Source organism: Streptomyces sp. NPDC048507 (assembly GCF_043199995.1).
Taxonomy (GTDB): domain Bacteria; phylum Actinomycetota; class Actinomycetes; order Streptomycetales; family Streptomycetaceae; genus Streptomyces.
The window spans coordinates 17,135-38,283 of sequence record NZ_JBICWZ010000023.1 but is presented as its reverse complement, the minus strand read 5'-3'; the positions used below and the strand labels follow the sequence as shown (position 1 = coordinate 38,283).

Below are 21,149 nucleotides of genomic sequence, written 5' to 3'. Positions count from 1 at the left end.
CCGTTCGGTGGTTCGTTGACATGGACCGGGCCCGCCGGGCTCCGCTCAGGCCAGGTCCGCCAGCTTGCGGTTCAGGACCTCGAAGACCTCGGCCACGGGGCCGGGCAGGTTCATCTCGTGGTGGGTGGCGGCCACGTCGTGCTCCTCGATCGTGCCGAGGACGTACGGCTTCCACAGGTGGGCGTACATCTCGTCCTTGAGCGTGGCGTGGAAGAAGACCACGTCGCCGCGGTAGACCGGGGACTCCCAGTCCATCATCAGGTTGGTGTTGTTGGCGAGGACCCCGGCCATGGCGTCCAGGAAGTCCTGCTGGTTCCCGGTGCCGATGTACTGGCCGAAGAACTCCTCCAGTTCGCCCCGGTAGTCCGCCACGGTCTTGTTGCGGTGGATCTCGCTCCAGCCCTGGCCGCCCGGCTGGGAGTCCAGGATGGCGGTGAGGGCGATCTCGTGCCCGCGCCGGTCCAGACCCTCGGCGATGGCCTGGACGAGGGTGCCGCCGTAGGACCAGCCGATGAGGTTGAAGGGGCCCTGCGGCTGCACCGCGAGGATCTCTTCGATGAAGTGGTCGACCATCTCCTCGACCGACTCCACCAGCGGCTGCGCGCCGTCGGCGCCGCGGGACTGCAGGGCGTAGGCCGCCCGGTCGCGCACGTGCGTCACGAAGCTGAAGTAGGCCCAGCCCAGGCCGCCGCCGCCGTGGAAGAACCACAGGGGCTTCTTGCCGGTGCCCGGGTCGCTGTTGAGGGGGAGCACGACCCCGAACGGATCGGCGACCTCGTCGGGTACGGCTCCGGCGAGGAGCAGCGCGGCGAGTTCGGCCACCGTGGGGAACTTGATGATCGTCCGCAGCGGGAGGTCGACGTCGAACTCCTTGCGGATGCGGACGCTGAGCCGGGTGGCCAGCAGCGAGTGGCCGCCGAGCGCGAAGAAGTCGTCGTCGACGGCGACGTGCCGCTTGTCGAGCAGTTCGCCGAAGACGGCGCACAGCTTCTCCTCGAAGGAGTTGCGGGGCGCCTGCCCGCTGACGGCGGGGGTGTGCTCCGACGGCAGGGCCTGCCGGTCGAGCTTGCCGTTCGCGGTCAGCGGGATCCGCTCCAGGGGGATCAGCGCGGCGGGCACCATGTACTCGGGGAGCAGGTCGCGCAGGTGTCCGTCCAGCTCGGCGAGCAGCCCGTCCACCGCGGCGCCGGAGCCGGCTCCGGCCGCGGGCACCACGTAGCCCACGACGCGCTTGTCGCCCTGGGCGCTCTCGCGCACCACGACCGCCGCCCGGGCCACGCCGGGGTGCCCGGCCAGCACGTGCTCGATCTCGCCCAGCTCGATGCGGAAGCCGCGGACCTTGACCTGGTGGTCGGTGCGCTCCAGGTACTCCAGCAGGCCGTCCCTGTTCCACCGCACCAGGTCCCCGGTGCGGTACATCCGCGCGCCGGCCGGGCCGAAGGGGTTCGCCACGAACCGTTCGGCGGTCAGCTCCGGCCGGTCCTGGTACCCGCGGGCCACTCCGGCGCCCGCGATGTACAGCTCGCCCCGGACGCCGCGCGGCACGGGGTGCAGCCGCGCGTCGAGCACGTACACCCGGGTGTTCCCGACGGGCAGGCCGATCGCCACGCCCGCCCCGGCCTTCACGGGCGCCATGGTCGACCAGGTCGTCGTCTCGGACGGCCCGTACCAGTTGCCGACCTCGGCGGCCTGCCCGGCCAGTGTCTCGGCCAGCCGCACGGGCACGGCCTCGGCGCCGGTGATGATCCGCAGGCCCTTCGCGGCCTGCGGCTCGTGCGTCAGCAGCATCTGCCAGAAGCCGGGCGTGGCCTGGACGACGCCGACCCCGTGGCGGCGGAGCAGCGCGGTGACGGCCGACGGGTCGGTGACGGCGTCCTTCTTCGCCAGGACCATGGTGGCGCCGCAGACGAACGGGAGGTACAGCTCGGTGTTGGCCATGTCGAAGGAGACGGTGGTGGCGCACAGCATCCGCTCCCCCGGTGCCAGCGGGAACCGGCGCCGGGCCGCGGCCAGGAAGTTGGCGACCGCGCCGCGCGGGACGCTCACGCCCTTGGGGGTGCCCGTGGAGCCGGAGGTGTAGATCACGTACTGGGTGTTGTCCGCGCGGACGCCGACCTCGGGCGGCGTGTCCGGGTGGTGGGCGTAGTCCGCGGCGGCCAGGGCGTCGGCGTCGAGCACCAGCGCCGGTTTCGCCTGCCCGAGGACGAAGTCGGTCCGGGAGCGGGGGTGTTCCGGGTCGATCGGCACGTACGCGCCGCCGGCCTTCAGCACGGCGAGCAGTGCCACCGGCAGGTTCGCGGTGCGGGGCAGGGCGACGGCGACCAGCGACTCGGCGCGCACCCCGCGCTCGACCAGCCAGTGCGCCAGCCGGTTGGAGCGCGCCTCCAGCTCCGCGTAGCTGAGCGTCTCCTCCTCGGCGATCAGGGCGGGTGCCTGCGGGTCGGTCCGCGCCCAGTGGCGCAGGGCGCCGGCGATCCCGTCGTCCAGCGTCGGTTCCGCGGTGTCGTTGACCTCCTCCAGCCGCTCGCGCTCGCCCGCGAGCAGCACGTCGACGTCGCCGACGGGCATGCCGGGGTCGGCGGCCAGCTGCTCCAGGACCCGCGCGTAGCGGGCGGCCATGTCCTCGACCGTGTCCCGGTCGAAGAGCTGGGTGGAGTACGAGATGTCGCCGCGCAGCGCGCCGGTCTCGTCCGTGGTCATGCTGAAGAACACGTCGACCTGGGTGGTCGCCAGGAGTGCCTGGCGGTACTCCACGTCGAGCCCGTCGAGCTCCAGGGACCACTTCTCGGTGTTCTGCCAGCCGCACATCACCTGGAAGAAGGGCCGGTAGGCGGCGGAGCGGTCGGGGTTGAGCTGCTCGACGAGCACCTCGAACGGCACGTCCTGGTGCTCGTAGGCGGTGAGCGCCTTGTCGCGGACCTGGGCGAGCAGGCTCGCGAAGGTCGGGGAGCCGGACAGGTCCATGCGGATGACGAGGTTGTTCACGAAGCAGCCGATGAGGTCGTTCAGCGCCTCGTCGGTCCGCCCGGCGATGGGGGTGCCGATGGGGATGTCCTCGCCCGCGCCGAGCTTGCTCAGCAGGACGCCGAGCGCGGCCTGCATGACCATCGACATGGTCAGCCCGCGCCCGTCGGCCAGCTTCTGCAGGCCGGTCATCACCCGCGCGGGCACCGGGATGGGGACCGCGTCGCCGTCCGTGCCCGCCTCCGCGGACCGCGGCCGGTCCAGCGGCAGGTCGAGCGGCTGCGGGACCCCGGCCAGTTCCTTGCGCCAGTAGGCGATCTGCCGGGCGCCGAGGCTGTCCGGGTCGGCGAGGTCGCCGAGCACCTCGCGCTGCCACATCGTGTAGTCCTTGTACTGCACGGGCAGCGGCTCCCACCCCGGGGCCCGGCCGGCGCGGCGCGCGTTGTAGGCCGCGGCGAGGTCGCGGGCCAGCGGCGCGCCGGAGCTGCCGTCCGAGGCGATGTGGTGGATGACCAGCACCAGGACGTGTTCCTCGGGCCCGGAGCGCAGCAGGCGGGCCCGCAGCGGGATTTCGGCCGTCAGGTCGAACCAGTGCGCGACGGTCTCGTCGACCGCGGCGGCGACGCCTTCGGGGGTGACGTCGAGCACCGGCACGCGCACCTGCTCCGCCGCCCGCGCGGCCGGGAGGATCAGCTGGTGGGGCTCGCCGTCGTCGTCGGTGAGGTAGGTGGTGCGCAGGACCTCGTGCCGGTCGACGATGTCGCGGAGCGCGGCGAGCAGGGCGTCCTCGTCCAGTGGCCCGGTCAGCCGGAACGCCGCCGACACGTTCCAGGTCTCCGCGCCCTCCAGCTGGTGCAGGAACCAGGTGCGGCGTTGCACAAATGACAGCGGAATCATTGCTTCACTCCTCAGGCGAACATCTGGCGGAGACTGGGGCGGCGGGGAGCGGCGGATTCCTCGTGCCACGCGGCGAGCGCGGCCACCGTCGGCAGGTCGAAGACCTTGCGGATGGGGATCTCGGTGCCCAGCGCGGTGCGGGCCCGGCTGATCAGCCGGGTGGCGAGCAGGGAGTGTCCCCCGAGCTCGAAGAAGCTGTCGTCGATGCCGACCCGGTCCAGGCCGAGGACCTCGGCGAACAGCGCGGCCAGGCTCTCCTCGCGGGCGTTGCGGGGCGCCCGGTAGGGGGCGCCGGTGAACTCCGGCTCGGGCAGGGCGGCCCGGTCCAGCTTGCCGTTGGGCATCAGCGGGAACCGGTCCAGGGTCACGAAGGCGGACGGCACCATGTACTCGGGCAGCCGCTCGGCGGCGAACCGACGCAGCTCCTCGGCGGCGGTGCCGGCCGCCGCCACCACGTACGCGACGAGCTGCGTGCCGGTGCCGGACGCCGGGCGGGCGAGGACGGCGGCCTGGCCGACGCCGGGGTGCGCGGTGAGCGCGGCCTCGACCTCGCCGGGCTCGACGCGGAAGCCGCGCACCTTGACCTGCGCGTCCCCGCGGCCCACGTACTCCAGCCGGCCGTCGTCGTTCCAGCGGGCCAGGTCGCCGGTGCGGTACATGCGCGCGCCGGCCGGGCCGAACGGGTCGGCGACGAAGCGTTCGGCGCTCGGGCCGGGGCGGCCGTGGTAGCCGCGGGCCACGCTGCCGCCGACGTAGAGCTCGCCGACGGCGCCCGGCGGTACGGGGTCCAGGGCGGGGCCCAGGACGTAGGTCCGCATGGTGGCGAGCGGGGTGCCGACGGGCTCGGTGCCGGCCCGGGCCGGTGCGCCGCCCGAGGCGGTGTGGGTGGTGGCGTAGAACGACTCGCTCTGCCCGTAGGCGTTGACGACGCGCACGCCCGGGAAGGCGGCGCGCGCCTTCTCGGCGAGGGCGCAGGGCAGGGCCTCGCCCGCGAAGACGAGCGTCTCGACGCTGGTGCGCCCGGCGATGTCGTCGACGAGCTCGGCGAACGCCGACGGCACGGTGGAGATGACGGCGCCGCTCCAGCCGTCGCGTTCGCCGAGGACGAGGACGTCCCGGACCAGTTCGACGATGCCGCCGTGGGCGAGGGTGGTGAAGATCTCGAACACCGAGACGTCGAAGTTGACGGAGGTGCCCGCGAGGAGCCGCTTGCCCGGTGCCATGCCCACGCGCGGGGCGAGCTCCAGCACGCCGCCCACCACGTTCTCGTGGGTGATGGCGACGCCCTTCGGCGTGCCGGTGGAGCCGGAGGTGTACATCACGTACGCCAGCTGCCGGGCGTGGACGGCCGGGGCCGGGCCGGTGGCTTCACCGGCCGGGCCGGGCGCGTCGAGGAGGACGTCCGGGGCGGTGTGCGGCGGCAGGGCGGCGACGGTGGCGGAGTCGGTCAGGACCAGGTGCGGCCGGGCCTGCGCGAAGATGGCCGCGAGGCGGTGGCCGGGGTACTTGGGGTCGAGCGGGAGGTAGGCGCCGCCCGCCTTCAGCACCGCGAGGAGGGCGACGACCAGCTGTGCGGAGCGCGGCAGCGACAGGGCGACCAGCGACTCGGGGCCCACGCCGCGCGCGGTGAGCTCGCGCGCCAGGCGGTCGGCCCGGGCGTTCAGTTCGCGGTAGGTGAGCGAGGTGTCGCCCGCGACCACGGCGACCGCGTCCGGGGTCCGCGCCGCCCGGGCCTCGACGAGGCCGTGGACGGTGACGTCCGGGGCGGTGACGGCGCCGGCGTGGGGCTCGACGAGCAGGCGCTCGCGTTCGGCCGCGTCCAGTACGTCGATGTCCGCGACGCGGAGCCCCGGGGTGGCGGCCAGCTGCCGCAGGATGCGGACGAGCCGGGCCGCGATCGACTCGGCCGCGCCGCGGCCGAAGGAGTCCGGCGCGTACTGGAGGAGGAACGTCAGGTGCGGGTCGGCCGCCGCCATCAGGGCGAGCGGGTAGTTGGTGGCGGTGGACGGGCGCAGGCCCGTGACGGCGATGCCGTCGGCGGCCTCGGCGGCGGCGCCCAGGCCCTCCCGGTCGACGGGGTAGGACTCGAAGACGACCAGGGTGTCGAAGAGGCGGGGCAGGCCGGCGGCCCGCTGGATCTGGGTGAGCCCGTGGTGGTGGTGCTCCAGGAGGGCGGCCTGGCGGCCCTGGAGGCGGGTGAGGACCTCGGCGACGGTGTCGCCGGGTGCGTAGCCGACCCGTACGGGGAGGGTGTTGATGAAGTTGCCGACCATCGAGTCGACGTCCGGCACGGCGGGCGGGCGCCCGGAGACGGTGGCGCCGAAGACCACGTCCCGGCGGCCGGTGAGGCGGCCGAGGAGCAGCGCCCAGGCGCCCTGGACGAGGGTGTTGACGGTGACGCCCCATCCGGCGGCCTGCCGGGCCAGGGCGCGGGCCTCGTCGGCGGGGAGCGCGACCTCGATCTCGCCGACGCCCTGCCCGGCCGCGGTCCCGGAACCGGGGGCGGGGGCGGGGGCGAGCAGGGTCGGTTCCCGGACGCCGTCGAGTTCCTCCGCCCATGCCCGCGCGGACCGCGCCTCGTCCTGTCCGGCGCGCCAGGACAGGAAGTCGCCGTAGCCGGGCGCGGCGGGCAGGGCGGCCCCGTCGCCGTGGGAGGCGTAGAGCAGCAGCAGGTCGCGCATCAGCAGGGGCAGGGACCAGCCGTCGAGGAGCGCGTGGTGGCAGGTCATCACGAGTTCGGCGCGGCCGGGTTCGAGCAGGACGAGCGCGAGCCGCATCAGGGGCGGGGCGCCGGTGTCGAAGTGGGCGGCCCGGTCCTCGGCGAGGAACCCCTCGAACGTCGCCTCGCGGGCGGCCGCGTCGGCGGCGGTCAGGTCGAGGTGCCGCCAGGGCAGGGCGGCCGCCCGGGCCGGGACCACCTGGACGACGTCTCCGTCGGCGCGGTCCACGAAGGCGGCGCGCAGGTTGGGGTGTCGCTCCAGCAGGGCCTGCCCGGCGCGGCGCATCCGTTCCGCCTCGACCGTGCCGTCGAGGTGGAAGACCATCTGCATGTGGTACGGGTCGAAGGAGGATCCGGCGAGCGCGGTGTGGAAGAGCATCCCGGACTGTGCCGGGGTCGCCGGCCAGATCTCGGCCAGGGCGCCGAACCGGGTCTCCCAGGCGTCGATCTCCCGCTGGCCGACCTCGGTCAGGGGTGCGTCGCCCGGGGTCAGTCCGCCCGCGCCGGGGGACGTGGCGTGCCGGGCCAGGGCGGTCAGGGCCCGGACCCACAGTGCGGCCAGCTCGCTCACCTCCGCGCGGGTGAGCACCCCGGTGGGGAAGGCGAGGGAGGCGGTCAGCTCCGTGCCCTCGAGGGTGGGGACGGCCACCGCGTCGATCTCCAGCGCGGACGGCACCGGCAGGTCCGGGCCGGGGTCCGCGCTCAGGTCCCGGTGGGCGGTGTCCGGGGTCCAGCCCCGGCCGCCGCGCAGGTCCTCTGGGGTGGCGGGGGGAGCGCTCCGGCCGCGGTAGGTGAAGCCGATCTGCGGTTCGGTCCCGGTGGCCAGTGCGGCGGCCGTGGCCGGGTTGAGGTGGCGCAGCAGGCCGTAGCCGGCGCCGTGGTCCGGCGCCGCCCGCAGCTGCTCCTTGACGGCCTTGACGGCCCGGCCGGCGGCCGGCCCGCCGGTGAGGGCGGCGGCCACGTCGACGCCGGTCAGGTCCAGGCGCACCGGGTGGGGGGCGCCGAACCGGCCGAGCGTGTGCGACAGGTCGGCGCCGGGCGCGAGCCCTTCCTCGCGGCCCTCGCCCTCGCGGCACACCAGCGTCGGGGAGGCGGGCACGCCGCGCTCCTGGCGCCAGTGGGCCACCGCCAGGGCGAGCCCGGCCAGCAGGGCGTCCTCGGGGCCGGCCCGGAAGGCCTCGGGCAGCGTGGTCAGCAGGGTCTCGGTGGGGCCGGCCGGGAGGGTGATCCGTACGGTGTCCACGGTGGCGGCGACGTCGCGCGCCGGGTCGGGCCGCCGGGCTCCGAGCACGGGTTCCTCGGTGCCGAGGACCTCCTGCCACAGCGGGAGTTCGCGGGCCGCCCGCTGCGGGTCGGCCGCCGCCTCGGTCAGGGCGTGCGCCCAGCGGCGCCACGAGGTGCCCGCCGGGGCGGGCCGCGGCGGGCGGCCGTCGCGGACCCGCTGCCAGGCCTCGGCCAGGTCGGGCAGCAGGATCCGCCACGACGTCCCGTCGGCGACGAGGTGGTGCAGCACGATCAGCAGCCGGTCCGGGCCGGTGGCGCGGGTGAAGCGGACGAACTGCGCCATGACGCCCGCGTCCGGGTCCAGCCGGCCGGCGGCCGCGTCCAGTGCGGCGTGCGCGTCGGTGTCGCCGGGGACCTCCCGCAGCAGCGCGGCCGCGTCGACGGTGCCGGGCGGGGCGATGCGCAGGGCCCCGGCGGTGCGCTCCAGGCGGGAGCGCAGCACGCCGTGCCGGTCCAGTACGGCCCGCAGCGTGGCGAGCAGGCCGGTGCGGTCAATGTCCCCGGGCAGGGTCAGCAGGGTGGACACGGACAGCCGGCCGATGTCGCCGCCGCGCGCGAGGAGCCGCGCCGCCGCCGGGGACAGCGGGGCGGTGCCGACGGCGCCGCCGGGCAGTTCGGCGAGGGTCACCGCCTCCCCGGCCCGGCCGTCGGTCAGTTCCGCGAGGCGGGCCACCGTGCGGTGCTCGAAGACCTCGCGGGTGCTGACGGCGATGCCGAGCGCCCTGGCCCGTACGACGACCTGGATGGAGCGGATGCTGTCTCCGCCGATGGTGAAGAAGTCGTCGTCGACGCCGACCGCGGGCAGGCCGAGGACGCCGGCGAACAGGGCGTGGAAGGCCTCTTCGTGCGGGCCGCGCGGTGCGCGGCCCGCCGGCGCCCGGGTGTGGTCCGGCGCGGGCAGCGCCCGCCGGTCGACCTTGCCGGCCGGGGTCAGCGGTATCCGCGCGAGCGGCACGAGCGCGGCGGGCACCATGTAGTCGGGCAGCCGCCCGCGCAGGTGGGCGGGCAGTTCGGCGAGCAGCGGGCCGATCGCCCCGGGGTCGTCGGAGGCGGGCACGACGTAGCCGACGACGCGCTTGGTGTCCTGCGTGCCCTGGCCGTCCTGGCCGTCCTGGCCGTCCTGGCCGTCCTGGCCGTCCTGCGCGTCCTCGCGGACGACGACCACGGCGCGGGCCACGCCGGGGTGTCCGGCCAGGGCGTGTTCGATGTCGCCGAGCTCGATGCGGAAACCGCGGACCTTCACCTGGAAGTCGGTGCGCCCGACGTACTCCAGGGCGCCGTCGCGGCCCCAGCGCACCAGGTCCCCGGTGCGGTACATCCGGCTTCCGGCGGGGCCGTGGGGGCAGGGCACGAACCGGTCGGCGGTCAGGCCGGGGCGGCCGAAGTAGCCCCGGGCGAGGCCGTCTCCGGCGATGTACAGCTCGCCGCGCACCCCGCGCGGGACGGGCCGCAGCGCGGGGTCGAGGACGTAGACCCCGGTGTTGCCCAGCGGCCCGCCGATCGTGACGGCGCCGCCCTCCGCGACGGGCGCCGTGGTCGACCAGATCGTGGTCTCGGTGGGCCCGTAGACGTTGAGCACCTGCGCGGCGCCGCCGGCCAGCACGTCGGCCAGCCGGGGCGGCAGGGCCTCGCCGCCGACCAGGATCCGCAGCCCCCGCGGGGCGGCCGGCTCGTGCGCCGCCAGGACCTGCCAGAACGCGGGGGTGGCCTGGACGACGGTGACGGCGTGGCGGCGCAGGGCCCGGGCGACGGCCGCCGGATCGGTGACGGTGTCCTTGTCCGCGAGGACCACCGCCGCTCCCGAGACCAGCGGCAGGTACAGCTCCAGGGCGGCGATGTCGAAGGAGACCGTCGTCACCGCGAGCCAGCGGTCGGCGGGTGAGAGCGGGACCCTGCGGCCCATCGTGGCCAGGAAGTTCGCCAGCGCGCCGCGCGGGATCGCGACGCCCTTCGGCGTGCCGGTCGAGCCCGAGGTGTAGATGACGTACGCGGTGTTCTGCGGGTGCACGCGCGGGGCGGGCGCGGAGGCGGGGCAGCGGGCGAGGTCCGCGCCGGCCAGCGTCGCGGGGTCGAGCACGAGCGCGGGGCGGGCGTCGTCGAGGATGTGGGCGATGCGGGACGCCGGGTGGTCCGGGTCGACCGGGAGGTAGGCGGCGCCGGCCTTCAGCACGGCCAGCAGGGCGACGACGAGGTCCGCGCCGCGGGGCAGGCGGACGGCCACCAGCGACTCCGGCCGCACGCCGCGGCCGATCAGCCAGTGCGCGAGCCGGTTGGCCCGCTCCTCCAGCTCGGCGTAGGTCAGGGAGGTGTCCTCGGCGGCGACGGCCAGCGCCCCGGGCGTGGTGCGCGCGTGGTGGGAGAGCGCGCCCGTCAGGTCGGTTCCGGGGCCCGGCTCGGCCGTGTCGTTGACCGTGCGCAGCAGCCAGGTCCGTTCGCCGGCGGCGAGGACGTCGATGTCGGCGATCCGTACGTCCGGGTCGGCGGCGACCCGCTCCAGGACGCGCACGAAGCGGTCGGCGATCGCGGCGGCCGTCGCGGGGTCGAACAGGTCGGCCGCGTACTCCAGGCGGCCGTGGGCGCGGCCGGAGGCGTCCGGGACGATGTTGAAGTACAGGTCGAACTTGGCGGTGGCGGTGCCCACGGCGAGGGGGGTGACGCGCAGTCCGGGGATCTCGATGTCCGGCCACACGAACTGCCAGGCCAGCATCACCTGGAACAGCGGCGGGTAGGAGGTGGACCGCTCCAGGTCGAGCAGCTCCACCAGCCGTTCGAACTGGACGTCCTGGTTGTCGTACGCGGCGAGGGCCTTGTCCCGCACCTGCTCCAGGACCTCGCCGAAGGACGGTCCGTGCGACAGGTCGGCGCGCAGCACCCAGGTGTTGACGAAGAATCCGATGAGATCGGTCAGGGCCTCGTCGGTGCGGCCCGCGATGGGGCTGCCGATCGTGACGTCCTCGCCCGCGCCGAGCTTGCCCAGCAGGACGGCCAGTGCGGCCTGGGCGGCCATCGGCAGGGTGGCGCCGTGCCCGGCGGCCAGCTTGCCGAGGGCCGCGACCACGTCGGACTCCAGCAGGAAGTCGACGTGGCCGCCGCGGTGGCCGGCCACCCGGGGCCGGGGCCGGTCCAGGGGGAGCTCGATGGGCTGCGGGACCCCGTCCAGCTCCTTCTCCCAGTAGGCGAGCTGCGGGGCGGCGACGCCCTCCTCGCCGCCGTCCTCGCCCAGCAGCCGGCGCTGCCACAGCGTGTAGTCCTTGTACTGGACCGGCAGCGGCTCCCAGCGCGGTGCGCCGCCGTCGAGGCGGGCCGTGTACGCGGACACCAGGTCCCGCAGGAAGGGCCCCATCGAGGAGCCGTCCGCGGCGATGTGGTGGAAGACGAACGCCAGGACGTGCTCCTGCGGGGAGACCCGCAGGACGGTGGTGCGCAGCGGGAGTTCCGTCTCCAGGTCGAATCCCCGCGAGACGCTCTCGTGCAGGGCGGCGTCCACCGCGTCCGCGCTCACGTCGGCCACCAGGAAGGCGGGGGCGGTGTCGTGCGGGGGCAGGATCAGCTGTTCGGGCGTGCCGTCCGCGTCCTCGGCGATCAGCGTACGCAGGCTGTCGTGGCGGTTGGCGACGTCGGTGACCGCCGCGTGCAGGGCCGCCGTGTCCAGCGGCCCGTCCAGGCGCAGCACGAAGGGGATGTTGTAGGTCGAGCTCGGGCCCTCCAGGTGGTGGAGGAACCACATCCGGCGCTGGGCGAAGGACAGCGGGATCATCGACGCGTCTCCGATACGGTCATCTGGCCGAGCGTGGGGCGCAGCGGGGGACGGTCCGAGGCGGCCGCGTCGCCGATCTGGACCGCCAGCTGGGCGACGGTGGGGTGACGGAAGACGGTGGTGACCTTGACGTCGACGCCGAGCGCGGTGCGGATGCGGCCGATCAGCCGAGTGGCCAGCAGCGAGTGGCCGCCGTGGTCGAAGAAGTCGGCGTCGACGCCGACCTCGTCCACGCCGAGCAGGTCGGCGAACAGCCGGCACAGGACCTCTTCGCGGGGGGTGGACGGCGCCCGTCCGGCCGCGGCTTCGGTGTGGCCGGGGGCGGGGAGCGCCTTGCGGTCGAGCTTCCCGCTGGGGGTGACGGGCAGTTCGGGAAGCGCGATGACCGCCGAGGGGACCATGTACTCCGGCAGCCGCTCACGGGCCAGGGCCGTCAGGGCCGCCGGGTCCGGGCCGCCGCCGGCCGCCGGCGCGTCGGCGGGCACCACGTAGGCGACGAGCCGCTGGTCGCCGGGGCGGTCCTCGCGCACCAGGGCCACGGCGGCGCCGACGGCCGGGTGTGCGGCCAGGACGTTCTCGATCTCGCCCAGTTCGATGCGGAAGCCGCGGATCTTGACCTGGAAGTCGGTGCGGCCGATGTACTCGACCTGGCCCTCCCGGTTCCAGCGCACCAGGTCTCCGGTGCGGTACATGCGCGATCCGGGCTCCCCGAAGGGGCAGGCCACGAACCGGCCCGAGGTCAGCGCGGTGCGGCCCAGGTAGCCCCGGGCGAGCCCGGTGCCCGCCAGGTACAGCTCGCCGGGGACCCCGGGCGCCACCGGCCGCAGCGCGTCGTCCAGGACGTAGACCCGGGTGTTCCAGACGGGCGTGCCGATCGGCACCCGGTCGGCGCCGGGCACGTGCCGGTGGGCGGTGACCTCCACCGAGGCCTCGGTGGGCCCGTAGAGGTTGTGCACCCCGCAGTGCGGCAGGACCTCGGCGACGGTGTTGGCCAGCGCCGGCGGGAACGCCTCGCCCGCGACCTCGATCCAGCGCAGGGCGGTGCACTCCTTCGCGGCGGGTTCGGCGATGAACGCGCCGAGCAGCGAGGGCACGAAGTCGGCGCCCGTCACCCGCTCGCGCCGGATGAGCTCGGCGAGGTAGGCCGGGTCGCGGCGCCCGTCCGGGCGGGCGATCACCACGGCGGCGCCGGCCTGGAGCGGCGCGAACAGCTCCGGCACCGAGACGTCGAAGCTCGCGGTGGTGCTGAGCAGCACCCGGTCCTCGGGGCCGACGCCGAAGTGGGCGAGGCCCCACGCGAGCCGGTTCATGATGGCGCGGTGGGCGACCTGCACGCCCTTGGGGCCGCCGGTGGAGCCCGAGGTGAAGATGACGTACGCGGCGTGGTCGGGCGACAGCGCGCGCCGCGGGTCGGTGTCCGGCAGGCCGGAGACGTCCGGCAGGTCGCCGTCCAGGACCAGCAGCGGCCGCGCGCCGTCCAGGACGTGGCGCACCCGGTCCTCGGGCAGTTCGGTGTCCACCGGTACGTAGGCGGCTCCGGCCTTGACGACGGCGTAGATCGCCACCATCAGGTCGACGGAGCGCGGGATGCGCACGGCGACGAGCCGCTCGGGGCCCGCGCCCCGCTCGATCAGCCAGTGCGCGAGCCGGTTGGCGCGCCGGTTGAACTCCCCGTACGTCAGGGTCTCGTGCTCGCCGATCAGGGCCACCCGGTCGGGGTCGCGTGCCACCTGGGCCTCGAACGCGCCGGGCAGGGTGTCCGGGGCGACGTCGGCGGCGGTGTCGTTGACCTCGCCGAGCAGCCGGTCCCGCTCGCGCGGCGAGAGCACTTCCAGCGCGCCGACGGTCCGCCCGGGGTCTTCGAGCACCTGCTCCAGGACGCGGACGAGGCGGGCGGCGATCTCCTCGGCGGCCCCGTGGTCGAAGAGGTTGGTCTGGTAGTCGAGGGAGAGCCTCAGGTAGGGGTCGGAGGCGTTGAGGGTGAGCGGGTAGTGGGAGCCGGCGAAGGGGCGGATGGCGTCGATCGTGAAGCCGGCCGAGTCGTTCGCCTCGACGATGCCCTCGCGGTCGATCGGGTAGTTCTCGAAGACGACGATCGTGTCGAACAGGGCCGGCAGGCCGACGCCGCGCTGGATGTCGGCCAGTCCGTAGTAGTGGTGGTCGAGCAGGGAGATCTGCCGGTCCTGGAGGTCGGCGATGACCTCGCCGACGGTCTGTCCGGGCCGGCAGACCACCCGGGTCGGCAGGGTGTTGATGAACAGGCCGACCATTTCGTCCGAGCCGGCCAGGTCGGCCGGGCGGCCGTTGACCGCGGCGCCGAACACCACGTCCCGCTGCCCGGTCAGCTTGGAGAGCAGGACGGCCCACGCGCCCTGGAGGAGCGTGTTGAGGGTGACGCCGAGTCCGGCCGCGCGGCGGGCGAGTTCGCGTCCCTGGTCGATCGACAGCGGGACCTCGACCCGGCCGAGGCGGGAGGCCCCGCCCCGGTCGGGCAGGCCCGCGGCCAGCAGGGTCGGCTGCTCGAACCCGTCGAGCTCGCGCTGCCACCGGGCGGCGGAGGCGTCCCGGTCCTGGCGGGAGAGCCAGCCGAGGTAGTCCCCGTAGCCGCGGACGGGTGCGAGCTCCTCGGTGCCGGCGTACAGCCGGACCAGGTCCTTGATCACCAGGGGTGAGGACCAGCCGTCGAAGAGGGTGTGGTGGGCCGTGATCAGGAGCTTCGCCGTGTGCGGCCCGCGGGTGAGCAGGGCGAGGCGGAAGAGGGGCGGCCGGGCGGGGTCGAGCTGGTCGGCCCGGTCGGCGGCGAGGACCCGGTTCAGCTCGGCGTCCGCCTCCGCCTCGCCCAGACCGCTCAGGTCCAGGTGGCGCCAGGGCACCTCGACGTGCTCCGCGACGACCTGGACCGGATCGCCGTCGGCTCCGGCGAGGAAGGCGGAGCGCAGGTTGGGGTACCGGTCGAGGAGCGCCTGTCCGGCCGCCCGCATGCGCGCCGGGTCGACGTGTCCGCTCAGGTGCAGGACGAACTGCATGTGGTAGACGTCGAAGGCGCCGTCGGCCAGGGCCGCCTGGAACTGGATGCCGGACTGGCCGGGGGCCTGCGGCCACACCTGGACGAGGCGGCCGTAGCGTTCCTCCCACGCGTCGATCTCGGCCTGGCGCACCGGGACCAGCGGGGCGTCGGAGGGGGTGAGCCCGCCCGCCCCGGGACCGTCGGCGTGGGCGGCCATGCCGTGCAGCACCTCGACCCACAGCGCGGCCAGTTCGGCGGTCCGCTCGCGGGTGAGGACCCCGGTGGGGAACATGAAGGCGGCCTGGAGCCGGGTGCCGTCGGGGGTGTCGGTGACGACCGAGTTGACCTCCAGCGCGGACAGGGCGGGCAGGTCCGGGTCGGGCATCGGGATCAGCTCGGAGGACCAGTCGGCCGGGACCCAGCCCTCGGCGCGCAGGTGCTCGGGGACGTCGGCGTCGGAGATCCGGCCGAGGTAGTTGAAGCCGATCTGCGGGGCCGCGTACTCGGCGAGCTGTTCGGCGGTCTCCGGGTTCAGCCAGCGCAGGAGTCCGTAGCCCACGCCCTTGTCGGGGACCGCGCGCAGCTGCTCCTTGACCCGCTTGACGGCCGTGCCGGCGGCGGCGCCGCCGCGCAGCACGTCGGCCAGGTCCACGCCCCGTACGTCGACCCGGGCCGGGTACATGCTGGTGAACCAGCCGACGGTGCGGGAGAGGTCGGCGCCGGGGACGACGTCCTCCTCGCGGCCGTGTCCCTCCAGCCGGACCAGGGTGGAGCGGTCCGCGCCGCGCCACGCGTTCACGGCGAGGGCGAGGGCGGCGAGCAGGACGTCGGTGCCGGTGCCCCGGTACGCGGCGGGCAGCCGGGTCAGCACGGCCTCGGTGACGTCGGCGGGCAGCTGGACCCGTACGGTGTCGAGGGTGGACACCAGGTCCACGGCGGGGTCGAACCGGCGGGCGCCCAGCGGGGGGTTGGGCGCTTCGAGCAGGTCCCGCCAGTACTCCAGTTCCTCTTCGCGCTCCGGGGAGAGCGCCTCGCTCCGCAGCGCCGCCGCCCAGCGGCGGGCGGAGGTGGCGACCGCGGGGAGCTTCGGCACGGCGCCGGAGCGGACCTGCTGCCAGGCTTCGGCGAGGTCGGACATCAGGATGCGCCAGGAGACGCCGTCGACCACGAGGTGGTGCAGGACGAGGAGCAGCCGGCCGGCGCCCGCGTCCGGGGCGAACCAGACGAAGGCGGCCATGGTGCCGGCTTCGGGGTCGAGGCGGCCGGCCGCGGCTTCGAGTTCCGCCTTCGCGGCCTCCAGGGTGGCGGGCTCCTCCCAGCGGCCGTCGCAGTCGACGCGGTGGATCAGCTCCGCCGCCCGTACGGCGCCCTGTGGGCGCACGACGAGGGAGGAGCCGGCGTCGCGCACCAGCCGCGAGCGCAGCAGGTCGTGGCGGTCGAGCACGGCGTCCAGGGTCGCGGCCAGGCCGGTGGCGTCGATGGTGCGGGGCAGCTCCAGCACGAGGGACATGGCGAAGCGGTCGATGCCGCCGCCGTGTTCGAAGACGTGCCGGGCCACCGGCTGCAGATCCATCGGGCCGATGCCGCCGCCCTCCAGTTCCGCCAGTGCGGGGACCTGGTCGCGGCGGTCGGCGGCCACTTCGGCCAGCCGGGCCGCGGTGCGGCATTCGAAGATCTCCCGGGTGGAGACGGTCAGGCCCCGGGCCCGGGCCCGGGCCACGACCTGGATCGAGCGCAGGCTGTCGCCGCCGACGGCGAAGAAGTCGTCGTCGACGCCGACCCGGTCCACGCCGAGGACGTCCGCGTACGCCGCGGTGATGATCTTCTCGGCCTCGGTGCGCGGCTCCCGGTAGGCCTCGCCGGCGAACTCCGGCTCGGGCAGCGCCGCGCGGTCCAGCTTGCCGGTCGGTCCCAGGGGCAGCCGGCCGACGGCCACGAAGGCGGAGGGCACCATGTAGTCGGGCAGCCGGGCCGCGACGAACTTGCGCAGCTCGGCGGCGGAGGCCCCGGCCTGCACGTCGACGTCGCCGATGCCGCCGGCGCCGTCGTCGCCGACGGCGCCCTCGCCGGTGTGCACCACGTAGGCGACGAGGCGGCGGCCGCCGCCCGCGGACACCTCCCGGCTGATCACCACGGCCTCGCTGATGCCGGGGTGGGCGGTGAGCGCCGCCTCGACCTCGGCCGTCTCGATGCGGAAGCCGCGCACCTTGACCTGGCCGTCGCCGCGGCCGACGCACTCCAGCCGGCCCTGCGCGTTCCAGCGGGCCAGGTCGCCGGTGCGGTACATGCGGGCGCCCGCGGGGCCGAAGGGGTTGGCCACGAAGCGTTCGGCGGTCAGGGCGGGGCGGCCGTGGTAGCCGCGGCCCAGGCAGGTGCCGACGACGTACAGTTCGCCGATCACGCCCTGGGGCACCGGGGTGAGGCCCGGGCCCAGCACGTAGGCGCGCATGTTGCCGAGGGGGCTGCCGATGGGCGCGACGTCGCCCTCGGCCCACTGTTCGCCGGCCCCGAGGGCGAAGGCGGTGGCGTAGAAGCTCTCGCTCTGTCCGTAGGAGTTGACGATCCGCGCGTCGGGCAGGGCCTCGCGCACCTGGCGCACCAGCCGGGCGGGCAGGACGTCGCCCGCGAAGACGACGGCGCGCACGTCGGGCGCCTTGTCCAGCCGGCCCAGCAGTTCCCCGAGCACCGAGGGGACGCCGCTGATGACGTGGCCGTCCCAGGCGCCGCGCTCGCCGAGGGCCAGCGCGTTGGCGACCACCTCGACGGTGCCGCCGGTGGACAGGGTGGTCAGCAGCTCGAAGACGGAGACGTCGAAGTTGACGGAGGTGCCGGCCAGCATCTTCCAGCCGGGCGGCACGCCGAGGACGCGGACCAGCTCGCGCACGCCGTTGACGACGCCCCGGTGGGTGATCGCGGCGCCCTTCGGCGTACCGGTGGAGCCGGAGGTGTACATGACGTACGCCAGGTTGTCCGGGCCCAGGGGCGGGGTACGGCGGGCGTCGTCGGGGGCCTCCGCGGGCGTCGGCCAGGCGGCGCGCTCGTCGAGGTCGACCACCGGCAGGCCGTGCGGCGGCAGTTCCCGGCCCGTGGCGGTGTCGGTGACCACGAACCGCGGGCGGGCCTCGGCCAGCACGGTCCGGGCCCGGCCGCCGAGGTACTGCGGGTCCATCGGCACGTAGCCGGCCCCGGACTTGAGGATGCCGAGCAGGGCGACGACGAGCTGCTCGGTGCGCGGCAGCGCCAGGACCACCAGGTCCTCGGGGCCGGCGCCGCGCCGGACGAGCTCCCGGGCGAGGGCGTTCGCCCGGTCGTCGAGCTCGCGGTAGCTCAGCGTCCGCTCCCCGCACACGACCGCCGGGGCGTGGGGGGTGCGGGCCGCCTGGGCTTCGAACAGTTCGGGGACGGTCAGCCCGGAGTCCGCCTCGGCGGTGTCGTTGTAGGTGGTGAGCAGCCGGTGGCGCTCGGCGTCGCCGAGCACCTCGACGGCGCCGATGCCGCGCCCGGCGTCGGCCACGAGCCCGCCCAGGACGCGCACGAACCGCTCGGCGAGGTCCTCGGCGGTGGTCCGGTCGAACAGGTCGGTGGCGTACTCCAGGCGGACGCCCGCCCCGCCGGAGCCGTCGGGGATCATGTTGAAGAACAGGTCGAACTTGGCCGTCCCGGTCTCCAGCGTCTCGGGCTCGACCCGCAGGCCGTCGAACTCCAGCTCGCCCAGCGGCTCCTGCCAGGCGAGCATCACCTGGAAGAAGGGGTGGTAGGCGGTGGACCGGTCCGGGTTGAGCAGCTCCACCAGCCGCTCGAAGGGGATGTCCTGGTTGTCGTAGGCGGCCAGCGCGCGGTCGCGGACCCGGTCGAGGAGCTCGCGGAAGGTCGGGTTCCCGGAGAGGTCGACGCGCAGCACCCAGGTGTTGACGAAGAAGCCGACGAGGTCGCGCAGTTCCTCGTCGGTGCGGCCCGCGATCGGTGCGCCGAGCGGTATGTCGTCGCCGCATCCGAGGTGGTGCAGGAGCACCGCCAGCGCCGACTGCATGACCATGGAGACGGTGATGTCCTGCTGCGCGGCGAGGTCCTCCACCGCCGCGAGGAGACCTGCGCCGACGGGGAACTCGACGAGGCCTCCGTCGGGGCCGGTCCGCTTGGGGCGCGGGCGGTCCGTCGGCAGGGCCAGCGGCTGCGCCATGCCGGCGAGGGCCTCGCGCCAGTAGCCGAGCTGGCGGGCCGCCAGGCTGTCCGGGTCGGACTCGTCGCCGAGCACGTCGCGCTGCCACAGGGTGTAGTCCGCGTACTGGACGGGGAGCGGTTCCCAGGCCGGGGCCGCGCCCGCGCGGCGCGCCGCGTACGCAGCGGTCAGGTCGCGCAGCAGCGGCCCGAGGGACTCGCCGTCCAGGGCGATGTGGTGCACCACCAGGACCAGGGTGTGGGCCCGCGCCGCGGTCCGCACGAGCGTGGCACGGATCGGGACGTCGGCGGCCAGGTCGAAGGTGCGGGCGGCCTCGTCGGCGACGGTCGCCGCCCGCCGCTCCTCGGTGACCTCGACGAGCCGCAGGCCGAAGGGCTCCTCGCCGGAGGGGAGCACCTGCTGGTGGGGGACGCCGTCGCCGTCCTCGACGATGACCGTGCGCAGGACCTCGTGCCGCTCGATGACGTCGTGGAGCGCCGCACGGAGCGCGTCCACGTCCAGCTCACCGGTCAGCCGCAGGGCGAACGCGCCGTTGTAGGTCGGCGAAGGGCCCTCGAAGCGGTCCACGAACCACAGCCGACGCTGCGCGAACGACAACGGAATCATTGTTTCTCCAATATCGGCAGGACTACCAGTGAGCGGTCCGCCGCTCAATTACTGATCGAGTACCGTCAACAGGTCGGCGTTGTAGAAGTCGTCGAGGGAGATCGCGCCCGACGTGGTCGAGAAGTAGCGGTCGATCAGGTCCTGGTGACCGGCCAGCTTGCGGAGCATCTCCGTGCGCCCCTCGGGCTTGAGCTCGGCCACGTTCAGGACGCCCTGGTAGAGGCTGAGGGCGGTGTTGCCCAGGTCGTTCTCGTAGCGCCGCAGGGCCGCCTTGAGGGCGGTGTCGTCGTGCAGCCGCTCGCCGATGTGGTCGGTGAGGGCCTGGGCCTGCACGAAGGCGTCGGTGATGCCCCGGGCGGTGATGGAGTCCTTGTGGTGCACGGCGTCGCCGACCAGGACCCAGCCGGGCCCGTAGGCCTTGCGGAAGTAGTTCTCCTGGTGCCCGGTGCCGTACATCTGCTCCACGCGGGTGCCCGCCGACATGCGCGCGAACAGGTCGGGCGCGGTGGTGCGGACGGCTTCGAGGTAGGCGGACTCCGCCGCCTTGCGGACCTCGTGGTACTCGTCCTGCGGGAAGTACGTCATGACCAGCGTGAGGTCGTCGTTGGTGGGGACGGCCGCCACCCAGCGGCCCGGCCGCTCGTACAGCTCGAAGCCCGCGGAGATCCCGGCCCAGTAGCTGTAGTAGACGCAGGTCATGCGGGCGTGCTCGATGACCTTCGGGGCACCCGCCTTGCGGGCGACCAGCGAGCGCATGCCGTCCGCGCCGACGACGAGGCGGGCCCGTTCGGTGACCTCGGCGCCGTCGGGCGCCGTGTAGCGGACGCCGACGACCCGGTCGTCCTCGAAGAGGAGGTCGTGGGCCGCGCAGCCCTCCCGGAACTCCACCCCGGCCGCCACGGCGCCGGCCGCGAGGATCGGGTCGAGCACGTAGCGCCGCGGCGCGTACGTGGTCCGCTGGCCGTCGACCGGCAGGGAGAAGCCGTCGAGGCGGACCTCGGGGCCCTGGTAGCTCTCGTGGTCGATGGGACGGCAGCCCGCCTCGCGGAGCGCGTCGAGCAGTCCCCACCGGGCGAGGAGCGCCACGCCGGGCTGGTGGAGGTAGTGGGAGGAGAGGGTGTCCTGCGGGAAGGTCGCTTTCTCCAGGAGCAGGACGCGGTATCCCTGCTGCGCGAATAGCATGGCCGTCGGCGAACCCGCACAACGGGCACCTATGACAATCACGTCGTACATGGCGCCTACGCCTCTCTTGGCAGGGTTGTTTCGCCCGGCGCACCACAAGGGGAAAAGAAAAGGGTGGTCAGCGCGGGCATGAATGCGATGCTAGCCGCCGGGCCGGGCGGAATGAACAGGGTCCGGACGCGGCGGAAATGCCTGCCGGGCCCGTGTCGTGGCGCCGTGCCGTGGCGCCGTGCCGTGTCTCGCCGGCGGGACACGGCACGGCGTCGAACACGCCTGACGGCGGGATCCGCTAGGGGGCGACCGCGCCCTGCGACTCGATGTACGCCGAAATGGACGCCACCGTGGAATTGCGGAACATCTGGTCCATCGGGACCTCGGCGCCCAGCTCGTCCAGGAATGCCCCCTGAATGTTGACCATGATCAGGGACTGGCCGCCCAGGGCGAAGAAATCATCGTCGTCGGATATGCCGTCCTGTCCCAGTTCCCGGCACCAAATGGCCCGCACGCGATCGGCAATCATCACAGTCCTCTCGGAATTCATCAAGGTCGGCCG

Annotated in this window: 5 protein-coding genes; all 5 read right to left on the bottom strand. The window is 74.5% G+C overall.

Annotated features, from left to right (window positions below; all coding sequences use genetic code 11):
- Positions 1-45: 45 nt before the first annotated feature.
- Positions 46-3,861: an amino acid adenylation domain-containing protein gene (locus ACGFXC_RS34450; RefSeq protein WP_393718844.1), complete on the bottom strand. Its 3,816-nt coding sequence runs from the start codon at positions 3,859-3,861 to the stop codon at positions 46-48.
- An 11-nt stretch (positions 3,862-3,872) separates the two neighbouring features.
- Positions 3,873-11,621: an amino acid adenylation domain-containing protein gene (locus tag ACGFXC_RS34445; protein WP_393718843.1), complete on the bottom strand. Its 7,749-nt coding sequence runs from the start codon at positions 11,619-11,621 to the stop codon at positions 3,873-3,875.
- On the bottom strand, positions 11,618-19,414 hold the full coding sequence (locus ACGFXC_RS34440; RefSeq protein WP_393718842.1) for an amino acid adenylation domain-containing protein: 7,797 nt from the start codon (positions 19,412-19,414) through the stop codon (positions 11,618-11,620). Before ACGFXC_RS34440 ends, ACGFXC_RS34445 begins: the two co-directional genes overlap by 4 nt.
- Positions 19,415-19,462: 48 nt before the next feature.
- Positions 19,463-20,647 (bottom strand): NAD(P)/FAD-dependent oxidoreductase, encoded by a 1,185-nt coding sequence (locus tag ACGFXC_RS34435; protein WP_393718841.1) that lies wholly within the window; start codon positions 20,645-20,647, stop codon positions 19,463-19,465.
- Positions 20,648-20,885: 238 nt separating this feature from the next.
- Positions 20,886-21,116, bottom strand: a complete 231-nt coding sequence (locus ACGFXC_RS34430) for an acyl carrier protein (RefSeq protein WP_393718840.1) — start codon at positions 21,114-21,116, stop codon at positions 20,886-20,888.
- Positions 21,117-21,149: the final 33 nt, after the last annotated feature.